The sequence below is a fragment of the Bradyrhizobium erythrophlei genome (assembly GCF_900129425.1).
In the GTDB taxonomy this organism is placed as follows: domain Bacteria; phylum Pseudomonadota; class Alphaproteobacteria; order Rhizobiales; family Xanthobacteraceae; genus Bradyrhizobium; species Bradyrhizobium erythrophlei_C.
The window spans coordinates 8,393,593-8,409,568 of the sequence record NZ_LT670817.1; the positions used below are offsets into that span (position 1 = coordinate 8,393,593).

General features: G+C 60.6%; 18 protein-coding genes, 1 tRNA gene and 1 pseudogene. 8 read left to right on the top strand and 12 right to left on the bottom strand.

The window, feature by feature from the left end; translation table 11 throughout:
- Window positions 1-19 precede the first annotated feature (19 nt).
- Window positions 20-985, bottom strand: coding sequence for a Bug family tripartite tricarboxylate transporter substrate binding protein (locus tag B5527_RS39880; RefSeq protein ID WP_079606376.1), 966 nt, complete (start codon window positions 983-985; stop codon window positions 20-22).
- Window positions 986-1,217: 232 nt separating this feature from the next.
- Window positions 1,218-1,649: a cupin domain-containing protein gene (locus B5527_RS39885; RefSeq protein WP_079606377.1), complete on the bottom strand. Its 432-nt coding sequence runs from the start codon at window positions 1,647-1,649 to the stop codon at window positions 1,218-1,220.
- Window positions 1,650-2,116: 467 nt separating this feature from the next.
- Here B5527_RS39885 and B5527_RS39890 point away from each other — a divergent pair, with 467 nt between their 5' ends.
- A complete protein-coding gene (locus B5527_RS39890; RefSeq protein ID WP_079606378.1) occupies window positions 2,117-2,434 on the top strand; it encodes a co-chaperone GroES in 318 nt (105 codons plus the stop codon).
- Between the two features lie 31 nt (window positions 2,435-2,465).
- Window positions 2,466-4,118 carry a chaperonin GroEL gene (gene groL / locus B5527_RS39895; RefSeq protein WP_079606379.1) on the top strand — a complete coding sequence of 551 codons (1,653 nt, stop codon included), beginning with the start codon at window positions 2,466-2,468 and terminating at the stop codon, window positions 4,116-4,118.
- 375 nt (window positions 4,119-4,493) lie between these two features.
- On the opposite strand, the gene B5527_RS39900 is transcribed toward groL, so the two are convergent.
- Entirely contained in the window at window positions 4,494-4,703 is a 210-nt protein-coding gene (locus B5527_RS39900) for a hypothetical protein (RefSeq protein ID WP_079606380.1), read from the bottom strand.
- A gap of 304 nt (window positions 4,704-5,007) precedes the next feature.
- Between B5527_RS39900 and B5527_RS39905 the strand changes: the two genes are divergently transcribed.
- A tRNA-Arg gene (locus B5527_RS39905) sits at window positions 5,008-5,084 on the top strand.
- 53 nt (window positions 5,085-5,137) lie between these two features.
- Here the strand turns inward: B5527_RS39905 and B5527_RS39910 are convergent.
- The 6 genes and pseudogenes from B5527_RS39910 to B5527_RS39930 all read right to left on the bottom strand — a co-directional run.
- Window positions 5,138-5,425: pseudogene (locus tag B5527_RS39910) on the bottom strand (integrase core domain-containing protein); the annotation flags it as partial.
- 14 nt (window positions 5,426-5,439) lie between these two features.
- The gene (locus tag B5527_RS39915; protein ID WP_079606381.1) at window positions 5,440-7,170 is read right to left on the bottom strand and encodes a type II secretion system protein M; all 1,731 of its coding nucleotides are present in this window, start codon (window positions 7,168-7,170) and stop codon (window positions 5,440-5,442) included.
- Between the two features lie 583 nt (window positions 7,171-7,753).
- On the bottom strand, window positions 7,754-8,077 hold the full coding sequence (locus tag B5527_RS45035) for a hypothetical protein (RefSeq protein WP_154072781.1): 324 nt from the start codon (window positions 8,075-8,077) through the stop codon (window positions 7,754-7,756).
- Window positions 8,078-8,288: 211 nt separating this feature from the next.
- Complete coding sequence (locus B5527_RS39920; protein WP_079606382.1) at window positions 8,289-8,849, bottom strand: YdeI/OmpD-associated family protein; 561 nt, start codon at window positions 8,847-8,849, stop codon at window positions 8,289-8,291.
- Between the two features lie 98 nt (window positions 8,850-8,947).
- Entirely contained in the window at window positions 8,948-9,706 is a 759-nt protein-coding gene (locus tag B5527_RS39925; protein ID WP_079606383.1) for an SDR family NAD(P)-dependent oxidoreductase, read from the bottom strand.
- A 31-nt stretch (window positions 9,707-9,737) separates the two neighbouring features.
- The gene (locus tag B5527_RS39930; protein ID WP_245332432.1) at window positions 9,738-10,220 is read right to left on the bottom strand and encodes a hypothetical protein; all 483 of its coding nucleotides are present in this window, start codon (window positions 10,218-10,220) and stop codon (window positions 9,738-9,740) included.
- On the opposite strand from B5527_RS39930, the gene B5527_RS39935 reads away from it, so the two are divergent.
- The 4 genes from B5527_RS39935 to B5527_RS39960 all read left to right on the top strand — a co-directional run bounded on the left by B5527_RS39935 (window position 10,219) and on the right by B5527_RS39960 (window position 12,831).
- Window positions 10,219-10,839, top strand: a complete 621-nt coding sequence (locus B5527_RS39935) for a TetR/AcrR family transcriptional regulator (RefSeq protein ID WP_079606385.1) — start codon at window positions 10,219-10,221, stop codon at window positions 10,837-10,839. The genes B5527_RS39930 and B5527_RS39935 overlap by 2 nt on opposite strands.
- A 392-nt stretch (window positions 10,840-11,231) precedes the next feature.
- Window positions 11,232-11,435, top strand: a complete 204-nt coding sequence (locus B5527_RS39945) for a hypothetical protein (protein ID WP_079607870.1) — start codon at window positions 11,232-11,234, stop codon at window positions 11,433-11,435.
- A 228-nt stretch (window positions 11,436-11,663) separates the two neighbouring features.
- Window positions 11,664-12,161, top strand: a complete 498-nt coding sequence (locus B5527_RS45040) for a hypothetical protein (protein WP_172842806.1) — start codon at window positions 11,664-11,666, stop codon at window positions 12,159-12,161.
- A 343-nt stretch (window positions 12,162-12,504) separates the two neighbouring features.
- Window positions 12,505-12,831 (top strand): hypothetical protein, encoded by a 327-nt coding sequence (locus B5527_RS39960; protein ID WP_079606389.1) that lies wholly within the window; start codon window positions 12,505-12,507, stop codon window positions 12,829-12,831.
- 151 nt (window positions 12,832-12,982) lie between these two features.
- Here the strand turns inward: B5527_RS39960 and B5527_RS39965 are convergent, their stop codons facing one another.
- The 3 genes from B5527_RS39965 to B5527_RS39975 all read right to left on the bottom strand — a co-directional run bounded on the left by B5527_RS39965 (window position 12,983) and on the right by B5527_RS39975 (window position 15,294).
- The gene (locus B5527_RS39965) at window positions 12,983-13,714 is read right to left on the bottom strand and encodes a DUF899 domain-containing protein (protein WP_079606390.1); all 732 of its coding nucleotides are present in this window, start codon (window positions 13,712-13,714) and stop codon (window positions 12,983-12,985) included.
- Between the two features lie 232 nt (window positions 13,715-13,946).
- Window positions 13,947-14,201, bottom strand: coding sequence for a DUF3551 domain-containing protein (locus B5527_RS39970; RefSeq protein WP_079606391.1), 255 nt, complete (start codon window positions 14,199-14,201; stop codon window positions 13,947-13,949).
- Between the two features lie 115 nt (window positions 14,202-14,316).
- A complete protein-coding gene (locus B5527_RS39975) occupies window positions 14,317-15,294 on the bottom strand; it encodes a Bug family tripartite tricarboxylate transporter substrate binding protein (RefSeq protein WP_079606392.1) in 978 nt (325 codons plus the stop codon).
- 134 nt (window positions 15,295-15,428) lie between these two features.
- On the opposite strand from B5527_RS39975, the gene B5527_RS39980 reads away from it, so the two are divergent.
- The gene (locus B5527_RS39980) at window positions 15,429-15,848 is read left to right on the top strand and encodes a VOC family protein (RefSeq protein ID WP_079606393.1); all 420 of its coding nucleotides are present in this window, start codon (window positions 15,429-15,431) and stop codon (window positions 15,846-15,848) included.
- Window positions 15,849-15,976: the final 128 nt, after the last annotated feature.

Sequence of the window (15,976 nt, forward strand, 5' to 3'; positions counted from 1 at the left end):
TTTCCCGTATGCTTCGTCGTTACTTGCGAAGGCCCGCGGCCACGACGACGTCATTCCATTTTTTGGTTTCCGACGCAACAAACGCGCCGAACGCCTCCGGTGTCCCGCCCTTGATGTCGAGCCCCGCGGTGTGCAGCGATTTTACGACGTCGTCGTTCTTCAGCGCCTCGTCGATCGCGCGCGCGAGTTTTTCGGTGATTTCGTGCGATGTGCCGGCGGGAGCCATCAGGCCGAACCAGACGCTGGTATCGAATCCGGGCAGACCCGATTCGGCGACGGTCGGAAGATCGGGAGCGGCGGAGGCGCGTTCGCGCTCCGAGGACGCCAGCGCCGTGAGCTGCCCCGATGCCACATACTGCAGCACCGTCGAAGCCGGAGAAAACATCACCTGGGTGCGACCGGCAATCAGATCGGTCACCGCCTGCGCGCTGCCGGAATAGGGGACATGCACCATCTTGGTCCCCGCCAGCATGTTGAACAGCTCGCCCGACAGATGCGGCGATGTGCCGACGCCGGATGAGCCATAAAACACCTTGCCGGGGTTTGCCTTGGCGAAAGCTATCAACTCCCTCACGTCGTGCACGCCGGTGGAAGGATGCACCACCAGGATGTTGGGCGACGACGTCGCGTAGACGATGGGGGCGAAATCCCTGGCGAAGTCGAACGCGAGATCCGGCTGCAGCACCGCGTTGATGACATTCGCCACCGTGCCCATGAACAGCGTGTAGCCGTCCTTCGGGCCGCGAACGACCTGTTCGGCCGCCACCGTGCTTCCGCCGCCGGGCTTGTTCTCGATGAAAAACTGCTGGCCCATCGTCTGGGACAGTCGCTGCGCCAAAATCCGGGCCGTGAGGTCGGCCGCCGAACCAGGACCGAAGCCGACGACGATCCGCACCGGGCGGGACGGGTAGTTGTCTTGCGCAAAGGCCGCGGCAGGCAGGACCAGGATCAAAACCAGACCAAAACACAGTCTCAAAGCGCGCATCAGCTTCCCTTCCCGGACTTTTTCTCCACAACGCAGAGTTCGCGGCCGACTTCAAGGGCTTGCCGCGCAAAAAGGGTTGCAAAGCGTTGCATGCGAGAAAGCGTTGCAGGGCGAGACCCGCACGTTGGACCCACCGCCGTTCGGCGCTGGTCAGGCCGGCAAGTCCGCGATCTCCGGCATATCCCGGCGCAGGGCTGTGCCCCGCGGGGATCCCTTCGGTCAGCCTGGACGGCTACCGAGGTTCGGCGTTGCGCGCCATGAAGGTTTCCGGGGATCCGTCGCGCGGATCGACAAATATGATATCGGTGGGTTCTCGTCGCGGCGTATCGATAGAGAGAAAGACGACGGGCTGCTCGAACAAATCCGGCATCGCATGAACGGTGCCGCGCTCGAAAAACAAGAGCTCCCCCGGTGCGAACTCTGCCTTTGTCGCGGGGTCTTTCATCCAGAACGTGCCACGGCCGCACACTACATAGAGATATTCGTCGCAGGTGGCGTGATAATGCGGCGGGGTGGGCCGGTACACCCGAAACACCCGCGCGCTCGCCTGCTCACGGTCGGTGAGGTATTTGTCGACCAGCAATGTCGTCGCCGTTTCCGGCAGCGATTTGGCGATGGCAGCGATGTCAAATCGGCCGGTTGAGTTGTGGATTTCATCAGGCATCGCGCTTTTCCTTGATCAAGGCGCGGCGCTGCGGTGCAGCAGCACCTTCACGCCGACCTCACGCAAATTCTCTGCACCGTTCCAGCCTTTTCGCATTATTCGCGTCAATCGGCATGCGGACGAGCGGTGATGCCGGGAAAGCCGCGGGTCGGGCAAGACTGGGAAAAAGAGATGTCGGGGGCGGTTACGAAATGCGCAAGCTGGTTTTAGGAATCATGGTCATTGTTGCCGCTGCTTTTTCTCAACTGAGCCTCGCGCAGCCGGAAGGCGCATTCGTCATCCCGGACCCATCCCTTGCCGCCTGTATCGCCCTGGGAATTCCAGCCTCAGGACCAATCGAGGGCCGAATATCGTTTCGGCATGGGCTTGCGCGGCCGCGAGGCAGGCTTATGATCAGGGCGGCTAGCACTCGCTGACCAAGACTGCCAAACCAAATCGGCAACACGTCAAATGCTCAGGAGGGTCCCATGAAATTCCGTCCGCTTCACGACCGCGTTGTGGTCAAGCGCATCGAGGCCGAAGAAAAGTCAGCTGGCGGCATCATCATTCCGGATAGTGCCAAGGAAAAACCCTCGCAGGGCGAAATCACCGCCGTTGGCCCAGGCGGCCGTGACGAAGCCGGCAAACTGATCCCGATCGATCTCAAGGTCGGCGACCGCGTGCTGTTCGGCAAATGGTCCGGCACCGAGGTCAAGATCGATGGTCAGGAACTGCTGATCATGAAGGAAAGCGACATCATGGGCGTTCTCACCGATCTGCCCACCGCGAAGAAGAAGGCCGCGTAAGCGCCTACCCTCCATTTCAAGGAACAACATCATGGCTAGTAAAGAAGTTAAATTCGGCGTTGATGCGCGGGACAAGATGCTGCGCGGAGTCGATATTCTCAACAACGCGGTCAAGGTCACGCTCGGCCCCAAGGGCCGCAACGTCGTGCTCGACAAGTCATTCGGCGCGCCCCGCATCACCAAGGACGGCGTGACCGTCGCCAAGGAAATCGAGCTTGAGGACAAGTTCGAGAACATGGGCGCCCAGATGGTGCGCGAAGTCGCCTCCAAGGCGGCGGACGCTGCCGGCGACGGCACCACTACCGCGACCGTGCTCGCCGCGGCGATCGTCCGTGAAGGCGCCAAATCGGTTGCCGCCGGGATGAACCCGATGGATCTGAAGCGCGGCATCGATTTGGCTGTCGAAGCCGTGGTCGCCGACCTCGTCAAGAACTCCAAGAAGGTCACCTCGAACGAGGAAATCGCCCAGGTCGGCACTATTTCGTCCAACGGCGACGCCGAGATCGGCAAGTTCCTCGCCGATGCGATGAAGAAAGTTGGCAACGAGGGCGTCATCACGGTTGAGGAAGCCAAGTCGCTGGAGACCGAACTCGAGGTCGTCGAAGGCATGCAGTTCGACCGCGGCTACATCTCGCCCTACTTCGTCACCAACGCCGACAAGATGCGCGTTGAAATGGAAGATGCCTACGTCCTCATCAACGAAAAGAAGCTTTCTCAGTTGAATGAATTGCTTCCGCTGCTGGAAGCCGTGGTGCAGAGCGGCAAGCCGCTTGTGATTATCGCGGAAGACGTCGAAGGCGAGGCGCTTGCCACACTCGTCGTCAACCGCCTGCGCGGTGGCCTCAAGGTCGCGGCCGTCAAGGCCCCGGGCTTCGGCGATCGCCGCAAGGCCATGCTGCAGGACATCGCGGTGCTGACCGGCGGTCAGGCGATCTCGGAAGATCTCGGCATCAAGATGGAGAACGTCACGCTCGCCATGCTCGGCCGCGCCAAGAAGGTGATGATCGACAAGGAGAACACCACCATCGTCAGCGGCGCCGGCAAGAAGGCCGACATCGAAGCGCGCGTGGCGCAGATCAAGGCGCAGATCGAGGAAACCACCTCGGACTACGACCGTGAGAAGCTGCAGGAGCGTCTGGCCAAGCTCGCGGGCGGCGTCGCGGTGATCCGCGTCGGCGGCGCGACTGAAACCGAAGTCAAGGAGCGCAAGGATCGGGTTGATGACGCGATGCATGCGACTCGTGCGGCCGTGGAAGAAGGCATCGTGCCGGGCGGCGGCGTCGCGCTGCTGCGTGCCTCCCAGCACCTTAAGGGGCTGCGCACCAAGAACGACGACCAGAAGACCGGCGTCGAGATCGTGCGCAAGGCGCTCTCCTGGCCGGCGCGCCAGATCGCGATCAATGCGGGCGAGGACGGATCCGTCGTCATCGGCAAGATCCTCGAGAAGGACCAATACTCCTACGGCTTCGACTCGCAGACTGGTGAATACGTCAACCTGATCACCAAGGGCATCATCGACCCGACCAAGGTGGTTCGCGTAGCGCTCCAGAACGCGGCTTCCGTGGCAGCGCTGCTGATCACCACCGAGGCCATGGTGGCTGAAGTGCCGAAGAAGAACTCCGGCGGCGGCGGCATGCCCCCGGGCGGCGGCGGCATGGGCGGCATGGGTGGTATGGATTTCTAGGTCCAACCGTTCAGAGCTCAACAACAAGAAAGGCCCGGCAACAATGCCGGGCCTTTTACGTTGGGTGCGTTCAACCAGTTAGCTGGAGCGACTCGAAGACGAAACGGATCAATTTGGGGCCAGTTCAAAACCGTTCTGGAAGACGACCCAGGAGCCCAGGGGCTACCGCAACTGAACGGTTTGAGTTGCCACCGCCCGGCACGTTCTGCACCACCGTTTCTTGGCGCGCCCGAGAGGTTCCGAACGTGTGACCTTTACCCCAGGTGGACCTGCCTGCCTGGCATGAGCATCGGAAGCCTCTCCCCAGCACACCTCCAGCGACCGACCACTTTAAACTGCCGCGGCTGCATAGGCCCCGTGCGGTAGACCACCGTGCTATCGCTTTTTCTTCTTTCCAAAAATGTCGTTCCAGTTGTCCTTGTAGGCCTTGGATACCGGCTTCTGCCCCTCGCCCATACCTTGCCTTTTTGCTGTAGCGTCCGGTTTGCTTTCCGTCCCGGTAGAGGATTCCGGCTTGGCTTCGACAATCTTGTTCTCGGCGACCGGTTTTTTAGGCGGAGTGTCTTTAGCCTTATCAACTGACATTGTTTTCCTTACAGGCATATTTGCTCTCAAACTGCAGGACGCGTCTGCTAACGAAACAGGCCGGCACCCGTCCGCCCATGTAAACAGATCGAAAATCCAGAACAACTCCTGAACGATGCGGGGGAAACTGGCCTCGGCCCGAAGATTTTGCGCGTCACAGTCCCGGCACGCTCGGCACCAGCTTTCCCGGCGCACCCAACACGATTCGAACGTCTGACCTTGCCTTCGGCGCCTTCCTCTTTACCCCCTCAGCCCCCGCAGGGCCGTTGCCGAGGCCCGGGCAATCGGCTACATGAACCCCCACGCACCCGTAGCTCAGCTGGATAGAGCGTTGCCCTCCGAAGGCAAAGGTCACACGTTCGAATCGTGTCGGGTGCGCCATTCCTGAACAGATTTACGAACCCGAGGCGTGGGTGATGGAGAGGGGCGTCCTTGTTCAGAGATCGATGAGTCCTCGACACATTATAATAGGCGGCGGCATATCCGCGTAGGATCCGGCGCAGGTGCGCTTCGCCAAACACGATCATGTGGTCGAGGCATTCGCGGCGGATCGAGCCGATGAATCGCTCAACGTAAGCATTTTGCCAGGGCGATCGGAGTGCGATCGCTTGCTGAGTGTACGCCGAATCGAATTTTCGGTACACACAGCCAGTCTGATCGGATTCTGCTCTAGCTCTTGATCGCGCAAAGCCGCTTCGGCGCCCGCTCTTCTGTTCGGGCATTGCAAGCGAACGCCTCAGTTGAACGGATAGTACCGGACCGAGAACCACAGCATATTGTTGTCTGGCGTAAGTCCCTGGTTCGGGGTACCGGTTCCGGTCGGAAGACCCGCGAACGCGGTCAGCCTGACATATTCATACTGAAGGCCGTAACGGAGCCGCCCCAGGTCGCCTTTGTAGGCATCCTGCCAGAATCCGATGGTGAACTCCTGGGCCTTCTGAACGTTGAACGAACAGGTAAAGCCAGCAATCGGAGTGTTGTAGGCCGGGCCTGAGCCCAGCGCGCCCGGGTTATTCGTCAGGTTCTGGTTGAAACATCCATTATTGGCGAAGTTGGGATTGCCCCAGCCGCCTTGCGTTCCGGCAACCGTCCACGCGTTAGCGTAGGTCTGGTCCTGGCCATAATAGGCGTAGATCTCGTTGTTTTCGAATGGATGGGCAACACCCCCGACCAGGAACGACAGCATCTTGATTGGGCTGAGCGTGCCATCCGGTCCGATGACGACGTCAGGCAACTGGCTCGCCGTGTAGCGGCCAATGCCCTGACCGTAAAGAATGCTGCCTTGCAGATCGAGGATCTTCGGAACCGCCGGCACCAGGAAGCTGCCGCCCACGCCCCAACCCATGGTCACCTTCTGCGACCAGCTGCTGTTCGGCAGCCCGTTGTTGGTCGAGTCGGAGAACCAGCGCTCCAACCCGACAAGTTCATAGTGGCCGAAGCCCGGATCGATCGCGAACTTTTCGATCACGTCCGGAGCGACATCGTTCGAGCAAGTGGTCGTGTTGTTGAGATGCGATGAACCCTGGCAGAAGTTGTTGATGTTCGTGTTGATCCCGGGCGGGACAATGTTCGTATTCCCGCTGCTGGGAGCTCCCGGAAACACTGCAGCCGGCTCCTCGAGCGAGACACCGAACCAGGCGATCTTGTCGACGTCGTAGACAAAACGAAGTTGCGGATTGCGCAGCCAGTCAAAGCCCACGACGTACTGTGCGTCGATGGTGAGCGGAATGTTTTCGAAGTTGGGCAACATGCCGACTCGGTTTTGGGTCAGGAAGCTCCATGCTTGACCTCCTACGAAATGGAAGTGCCAGAGGTCGTTGTCGTATTCGCCGAATGCCTGGCGCATGCGAGGGTTGAAGCTGTTGCTCTCGCGGTTGTTCGCGTCAGTCGCAGCACCGAGAAAGTCCATTTCGAAGTAGCCCTTCAGGTGCTGGTTTGGGTCGATGTCGCCCCAGGCCTTCAGAGCGATGCGACTCTGCTGTGCGCTGAACCTGAACTCTTTCTCGTTCCAAAGAGCCGAATTCTGCAACGGAATGCCGGGACTTCCGAAGGGCGGCATGCTCGCGCCATCGGCAACTTCATTATGTTGGCGTGCCACACCTTCGGCCGCGAGGTACGTTCCGGCCATCGAAAAGTGAATGCCCTCGACCCAGGACGGAAGCCCCTTGGTAAAGATCGTCGAGCCGTCATCCGGCCGTGGTGGCGCCGGCGCAGGAAGGACGATCTCGTTGCCGTTGCGCGCCGTGACCGCCTGCGCTGGTTCAGCTGGGGCTTGCGGTTGCGACTGCTTCTTCGATTGCTTCTTCGATTCCGCCAACTCCCGCTGCATTTTCTCCAGTTGCCGCTTCATGGCGTCGATCTGACGCTGCATCTGCTCTTCGTCGGCGTAAGCCGGCTGGATCGCAATCTGGGACGCTCCGAGCAATGCGCCCAGCAGCAATCCGCCAAACGGTTTGTTGACTTTCATGTCGAAGCCCCGCCCGTTGGTTGTAAGAAGCGCCCCGCCCGCTGGTTGTGGAAATCAGGGCAGGCTATTGGCCGCGTTTTACGCTTGGATGACAGACCAAATGCCGCTGATTTAAACTCCGCAGATGTGGCTTATGCACCACACGTGCTGAAGTGGAGCGTCAACGAAGAGTTGAAATGACGGGCATCATCACATCGCGTGCGCGCTTCGCGAGGCGATTGAAAGTTCCAACGCTCCGATGTCAGTCATCCGAAACTATTGGACGTCGCGGTACCGATTGGAACAGGCGCTTGTCGGCAAGTCGCAGGACTTGCCCAGTATCCCGACGGCCGGGACGAACGGGCATCCGGACTGCGTTTGACGCTCCGGTGACCGAGCGCGCTCAGCAGACTAAAGGATGATGGTCTTGATATACCGGCCCCAAATCGTCGAAGCGACGCTGCAGAGACGAAAACTGACGGTATCGCGTTACGCTTCGCTGACTGACAGTATGCCAAGACTGACAATATCATGTGGCCTTCGCCACGCGAGCTACTCAGCGCATTGGATCACACCGACGCCAAGGTATCGCTCTTCCGCAAACCTACTCGACGACGCGATACTGGTTGGAGCAGGCACTTGTCGGCAAGTCGCAGGACTCGCCAAGTATCCCTTTACCTGGAACGAAGATGTAGCCGGGCATTCTGATTGCGTCGCGTGGAACCCTAGTCAGGAAGCCGTAATTCGGTGAATAAGGTAGCGCGCTACGCTGCGACACGTACTGCGGTCGATAATGCGCGCGCGCGTCGTGAAGCCGATGTAGCTTTGCAGAGTTGTCCTGCTTTGCGGCCGCGGCCAGCGGCGAGGCGGACAGCATTGCAATTGCGGCGGCAGCGACACCGACGCGAAGCCTCGCGTTGAATGGCATGCGGGACCTTCCTTTTTCTCCTTTCGGACTGCCCCTGAAGTCGTTCACACGTCGTGAGTTCGCAAGTCCCTTAGCGTTTTTTTAGGCAGCGACTTGGCAAAGCGGACGTGAAGCGGTGGTCGATAAGGCGCCCAGCCGAAGACGGCATGCGTAAACCCAAACGGTGGCGGAGAGCAGTCTTAAAAGATTGATGGTGGCAAAAGCATTGCCTTCAATGAAACTTCTCGCCCCGCGCCAACTTCTCGATGATTGCCTGCGTCCGCCTCTGTCTGGTTTCGGGCGTTTTCGCGGTCTGGAGCCGATACGCTATTGAATACAAATTGGTCTTGTTGAGGGTTTCAAAGAAAACATTCGCCTTTTTGTTTCGAGCAAGCTCCTTAATGAAGTCATCTGGAACAGCGGCGTTGCCAAAGGAATCATACGCGGCCTTCCAGCGTCCGTCCGCCTTTGCGGCTTTCACCTCCTTCAGCCCGGAGGGAGTCATTTCTCCGGTTCTGATAAGGCGTTCAACGTGCCGGGTATTATTCTTAGACCACCCGCTTTTAGGTCGTCTTGGTGTGAATTTCTGAAGCCACGATTGTTTGTCATATGGCTCCTTTTGTCCGTCAATCCATCCAAAGCAAAGAGCCTGATCAAGTGCTTCTGCGTATGTCACCGTGGAGACGCCTGAATCCTTTTTGTAAATGCGCAGCAAGATTCCGTCTGATTGACCATGGTTTTCCGCAAGCCAGCTTCGAAAATCGCCCGACGCTGTGAAGGTCATTGTTTTCATGAAGATCCCATGGCCATTTTAAACAATACATTGACCGTTTAAGACGAGCATGGCTGCGGTTGCAAAGTGCTACAAGAATTCAACCATGCGTAGGGCGTCTAAAGCATAACCGCCCCACCCGCCACATCCAAAATAACGCCGGCGATCCACCCTGCATCGTCCGAAGCAAGATAGAGTGCTGCATATGCGACATCCTCGGGTGTGCCGAGGCGTCGTATCGGATGCGCGTCGCGCAAGGCTTCTTGCTGCGCTGCGGGAATCTGTTCCCTGTTGCGCTCGGTGAGGATCGTCTCAGGTGCAATACAATTCACCCGGATTCCGTAAGGTCCGACCTGGGCTGCGACATCCTGCGTCAGAATCTCGATGCCAGCTTTGGCAGCGGCGTAGGGGATGGGAGAGCCGGGATGCGGCCGGCGTGCGGCTGCCGATGAAACCGTGATAATGTTTCCGGCTCGACGCTCCTTCATCCCGGGCAGAATGCTCTTTATCGTCAGGAAGGTTGCGGTGAGATTGCCGTCAAGCGATTCGCGCCATTCCTCCTCGCTGGTTTGCTCGATCGGGCCTGGCTTGCTGTAATTGGCGCCTGCGTTGGCGACGAGAATGTCGATAGGTCCCAACTCGTTTTCAATACGGCAACGCATGTTGTCGATATCGCGGAATTTGGTTGTATCGGCGACAAAGTGCCTGACTGTTCCGCCGGCCCATTCGATTTCCTGCCGGACTGCGGAAAGTGCCGCCGTGTCCCTGCCGTGCAAAGCCACCTTCGCTCCTTCCTGGGCGAAGAGCTTGGCAATGGCAGCGCCGATCCCACGCGAACTACCCGTCACCAGCGCGGTTCTATCCTTCAGACGATCCATCGTCGTTGTCCTTTTGCAGGCTGGGCGGCGATTACACGTAGCGTGCAGCCGCCATGCAGCCGATCGTGACAACCAACAAGAGGGCAGCGATGCGCTGGCCGGTTGCGGTGCGATGGCGCAATTTCGCGACTTCCGGTTCGTTTGAGTCGCCGAGGTTGTGCGGGACGTACACGTAAGCTACGGCTTGGACGCCGGCCGCGAGAACAGCGCATATCGCGCCCGCCCCTAGAACGTGCTCTTGCGTCCCGAAGCTTCCGCGATGGAGCAAGAACCACAACAGGCCACCGGTTGCGATTGCGACCCCCGCCGCGCCCATTTGAGGTTTGTACAATGGGGTCGCCGTATCGCCACCGATCCGTGCCAACGCGAATGTGGTGCCTCCCCAAAAGACGCCGGACAAAACGTGCAGCACTTGCGCGATAATGAACATGATTTGCATGGCCCAGGACCAATTTGATGACGCCACAATTTGACTATACAATATGTATACCCAATAATGGCGTTTGCGTGACATGAATCCGCGCCCCTATATGAGCCCGCATCGAAATGCTGCTGCTACGCGGACGCGTGATCGCATCGTAAAAGCCGCGGCGGCGATACTCAGCGCGGCCGATGGGATCAATGGATTTTCGCTGGAGGTCGTAGCCCGCAAGGCGCGCGTAACGCGTCTAACCGTCTACAATCATTTCGGGTCGCGCAGGGTCCTGCTCGAAGCCGTGTTCGACGAACGAGCGGCTCGCGGCGGCCTGCACCGGATCGCCGAGGTTATGGCGGGCTCCGATCCGCAAGCGGACTTGTTGCGCATCATCGAGATCTTTTGCGACTTCTGGAACTTCGATCCCGGTACGCTTAGGCTCTTGCACGCTGCCGGGGCGAACGACCCGGAGTTTGAGGCGTGCTTGCGGGAACGCAATGAGCGGAGGCGGCACGTTTTGTCTGTACTCGTTCACCGGATTGCCGGAAGCCGTCGATTGACACCCCAAACGGAGGACGATCTGACCGATGTGCTGTTCGCCCTAACCAGCTTTCACTTTGTTACGCAATTGACGACCGCAGAGCGAACGAAGGTGCCTGCGTGCAAACTCATTCAGAACCTTGCCATGGATGCTGTGGGTCGGGCTATCCGAGGATGACCGATGCGTATGTGCTTGTGCGGGAGGTCTGCTCCGGGTCTTGGTTGTGCAAAAACGCGTCTGCGGCAGCAGCGATCAATGCTTCTAGCTTGGCCGCGTCAGTGATATGCTCCCCGATGGTCGCAAACTGGCCCAAATAGCACCCGGCGTTCTCAGATTGTCCGCGCTGCCCGAGCAAATTTCATCAACTTTTCCTCACCCCGTGCGTAAAATGTCAAAAAAATCAAATCATAAGCCTTGCATCGGGTTCTCCGAAGGCAAAGGTCACACGTTCGAATCGTATCGGGTGCGCCAGATGGACCTCGATGGCATTTATGGCGTTGGAGTTCAAACCGGTTGACCACCGTGTCGCCGGCATCTTTCCAGCGCGACCCACAGAAAGCGAAGCCGACATGAGCGAGCGACTTGAGACGCTGAAAAAGGCGCGCGAGCGCATGGCGGACGACCGCGACGCCTTCGCCAAGACGCTCGCCGCGCCGTTCGACCGCGACAAGGCCGAACGGGCGCGGATCAAATTCATCGAGACCCAGGTCCTGATCGATGCCATCGATCGCGCCATCGACGGCGAGCAGGCCGGCCCCGCTGCGGCGGCGTAAGGCCGCTTCACGCCTTTGCGAGGCTTCGGAGCCGCCATGGACTGTCCTCCCGGCGAGGATGGCAGCGACTTGTCTTCGTCACGTCGTTGTCGCGCCGTCTGTGGCGGCGCAGATCGAAACAGACGTCGCATCGAGATCGGAGGCGCGGCGCAGAAATCCGCTCCCGCGTTCATACAGAACCGCGGACCGGTCGGCGGCAAGCGCGCCGGGCTCAAGCACGAAGTCTTCGTGCTGCTTCAGAAACGGCGCGCGCCCGCATCCCGGCGTGAGGCACTCGACCTTGCCTTTTGGACATTGCGCGAAGGTGCAGAGCCGGCCGAGATAGTCATTCCATCCTTCGCCGAACAGGAAGACGTCGACCTGGTGGTGGGCGACGCCGATACCAGTCTGCTGCAAGAGATCGATAACGGCGCGATTGCGAGTGCGGTTGAGAGTGGCCAGATTGTCGAGGCGATCGATCGCAATCGCAAGGTCGATGTCTCCACACTCGTGAAGAATTTCGATTCCATGACGCCTGAAGGGCTGGAAGCGGGGAACTTCGCGCACCAGCGGCCGGGCCAGCGAGCCGAACAGCGCCACCGCGCGCACCTCTTTTATCTTTGCAAGATCCGCCGCTATCGCGTCGGCGGCGCGACGGAACGCGGCCTGCCGCGCGAGCATGAGGCCGTCTTGTTCCGCGATTTGTCGGCGCGTGGGCTTGCTGGGCACGGTTCGGCAGCCGTTTAGACGATAGAGCGTTTCCCCGATGCTACATCGATTGCCGCCACGGCAAAAGTATCCGCACGCCCAAGTCGGCCGTTTCGATCGCGCCATCGACGGCGAGCAGGCCCGCCCCGCTGCGGCGTAAGGCTGCTTCAAGCCTGCGCGAGACTCTCCAACCCGCATGATCACGGTTTGCGGCAGCGAGCGGGCGGCCGCTTGCCGACATGTCCGGCAGCGACTACGTCGCCGCAATAGCCCAACGCACGGCAAATGACGGGGTATTGATGGGCCGTCCGCGCCACGCGCGCCCGCGCCTCGGAACCAGGCGCAGCCGGATGTCGTTAGGCGATAAAACGGAGAATCTGCCATGAGAAGATTGGCAATCGGCTGCCTCCTGCTCTCGACATTGTTGCCAACGGCGGCGTTCAGCCGCGGCGGCGGCATGGGTGGGCATCATTCGGCGTCGACGATGGGCGGTTCAGTCCTGGGCGGACCCATGACGAACAGCATCGCAACAGGCGGCGCGGCCGGCACGAGCTTGGCCGCGCCCGGCACCAATGCCTCCGGCACGGCGCTTTCAGGCGGCGGCACTGCTTTCAGCGGCGGTCCCGCACTCGGCACGGGAAATCCTTCCGTCGACAGCGAAGATCGCAAGGCCGCCCATATGGTCTCGTCGATCTGCAAGGGCTGTTAGCGAACGCACGCTCCGAGAAGCGACCGCGTTGCGGCCGATCGATTCCGCCTCCTGCCGCGCCGGCTGATAGCGGCGGCGGCCCGCGCCCGACGAGGGCTGAGGCTTGAATGAGCTTTGACAATCGATCGCAGGCGCAGTGACGCTCAGGCTCTCATGAGATTGCCGCGCCGCCCGCCGAAGGCTGATACTGGTCGCGCAGCCGCAGCCAGTCCATCGGGTAGGGCAAGTCCTGCTCGTGGCGGCCGAGCGGCGTCAGGTCGAGATAGTGGTAGGCCGCATTCATCATGTCGAGTCCGCGCGCGAAGCATGAATAGGTGTGGAAGATGTCGCCCGCCGGGTCGCGGAAGAACACGCTGATCCCCGGAGCTTCCTCAACGCCGAAGCCTGACGTTCCGAAATTGTAGATCCTGGCGCCCTGCTCGATCTCACTCTTCGTGAACGAAACTGCGTAGTCGTAATTGAAATCGTTTTGCTCCGAAGACACCCAGTCGAAGCTCCAGCCCATCCGCGCCTTGAACGCCTCAAGCTTTGACAACGGCGCCCGCGAGATCGCGACCAGCGTGGTGTCGCGCGCGGCGAGATGCGGAATCATACGCTCGAAGCCGTCGGCCCAGAACGAACAGCTCTTGCAGCCTTCGCTCCAGTCGGGCGCGAACATGAAATGCTGCACCACCAGCTGGCTGCGGCCCTTGAACAGATCGGCCAGCGTCTGCTTGCCCTCGGATCCGTCGAACACGTAGGGCTTGTCGACCTTGACCCAAGGCAGCGCGCGGCGCTCTTCGCTGAGCCGGTCGCGCGCGCGGGTAAATTCCTTCTCATGGGCAAGATGGGCCTTGCGGGCTTCGATCCATTCTTCACGCGAGACGATGTGGTGCGATTGCATGACCGGTTCCTCCGTATGTGTCGGTTTCAGGCAATATGGTCCTCGGGCTTGTCGAACGCGCCGCTCATCTGCAAATTGTTCATGATGCAGGATGAGCGGCGTCCCGGCGCCGTCAGGCTCCAACATGATCGTCACCAGCGATTCGCGTTCCGGCGTTCGCCGGACCGCTCGCTGAGATTCGGACGTCACCCGGCGCGTCCCGGTGCAGAGCCGGGGACGCTTTCGCGCGGGCTTAGTAATCCCAATAGGGCCGGCCGCGCCGTTGCCGTGCGAATGCGAAGCGCGGATTGATGTTGCAGTAGACGTTTCGCCCCGAAGCGCTCGCCATGCATTCGTCATAGCTTCGGTACGAGCAGTCACCGGGAATTCCCCAGCCCCAGCCCTGGATGCAGTAGGGGTAGACGACCGCCGCCGCGGGGCCGGTCGTGGCCAAGGTGGCAGCGCCGGCAGACAATAAAGCCAACATGGCCAACATTGCATTGCGCATGATCGTGTCTCCTCTGCGTGGGTCGCCTTGCGTTGAAAACCATGCCGCATCGAGAAGGTTCCGGCCAGCCATGACCGGCCGCGCGCGTAACCGCGATGCAGCGCCTGCGGCGGTCCTAGTCCACCTTCAGGCCGGAGAACTTGACCACCTTCGCCCATTTTTCGGTCTCGGCCGCGATCATCGCGCCGAAGGCTTCCGGCGTGCTGATCAGCGGCTCGCCGCCCAGCTCGACCAGGCGCTTCTTCATCTCCGGCTCGGCCAGGATCGCGTTGATCTCCTTGTTCAGCTTTTCGATGATCTCCGGCGGCGTCTTCTTGGGTGCACCCATGCCGAACAGGGCGCTCGCCTCGTAGCCCGGCACGGTCTCGCCGACGGTCGGCACGTCAGGCAATTGCGGGGACCGTTCCGCCGTCGTCACCGCCAGCGCGCGCAAGGCGCCGGAGTTGATGTGCTGGATGATGGAAGGCATGTTGTCGAAGATCACCTGGACGCGGTTGCCGAGCAGATCGGTAATCGCGGGCGCCGCACCCTTGTAAGGGATGTGCAGCATCTCCGCGCCCGACATCGCCATGAACAATTCACCGGACATATGCACCGATGTCCCGTTGCCCGATGACGCCATGTTCACCTTGCCCGGATTGGCCTTCACATAGGCGATGAACTCGGCGACTGTCTTGGCCGGCACCGCCGGGGCGACCGTCATGACGTTCGGGACGCGGTTGAAGGTCGCGACCGGCGCGATATCGCGGATGAAGTTGAAATTCAGGTTGGTGTAAAGCGAGGCGTTGATGAAGTTGGCCGGATTGATCAGCAGCACGGTGTAGCCATCGGGCTCGGCGTTGACCACCGCCTCGGTGCCGATGTTGTTGCCGGCGCCGGGCTTGTTCTCGATCACGAATTGCTGGCCCAGCCGCTCGGAAAGCCGCTGGCCGATGATGCGGGCCAGAATATCGGTCGCGCCGCCGGCCGGATATCCGACAACGAAGCGAACCGGCCGGGTCGGATAGTCCAGCGCCGAGGCGCCGCCGGTCGACCAGAGCAGGGCCGCAAGGCCGGTTGCAAAAACACCTATCGCGGCGCGGCGTGATGCCATGAGTTTCTCCCCGGCGGCCGCGTCGTGTCGCGCGGTCCGTTGTTGTTGAATCTGCGATGCCTGGCGTTGTAACAAACAAAGCCGGATACGACTAGTAGCGGCGCACGCATCGAACCGCGACCAAAGGATAACCCATGGCTGTCAAGGTCAACGCCCTCGATCATATCGTGATCAACGTCTCCGACGTGGCGCGCTCCACGCAGTGGTACCAGAAAATCCTCGGCATGGAGGTCCGGGTGTTCGATCCCGGCCCGGGCAAGACGCCGCGCACCTCGCTTGTTTTCGGCAACCAGAAGATCAACGTGCGGCCGCGCGACGCCGACAAGGTCGAGTGGTTCACGGCCGACCATGAAACCGCCGGCAGTGACGATTTGTGCTTTCTCACCGCGAGCACCCCGGACCAGGTGGTCGCGCACCTCAAGGCGCACGGCGTCGCGATCGAGGAAGGCCCGGTGGCCAAACAAGGCGCCCGCGGCACGCTGCGGTCGGTCTATTGCCGCGATCCCGACGGCAGCCTGATCGAGATTTCGTCGTATGAGGGCGAGGCGGGTTAGCCGCGGGCGAGAGTCGGGGCAAGAGACGACATTTCTTTCGTCATGGCCGGGCAAAAGCGCGAAGCGCGTCTTCGCGCTAGACGTCCCGGCCATCCACGTCTTCACTTGCTGCGTCGCCGTTGAGACGT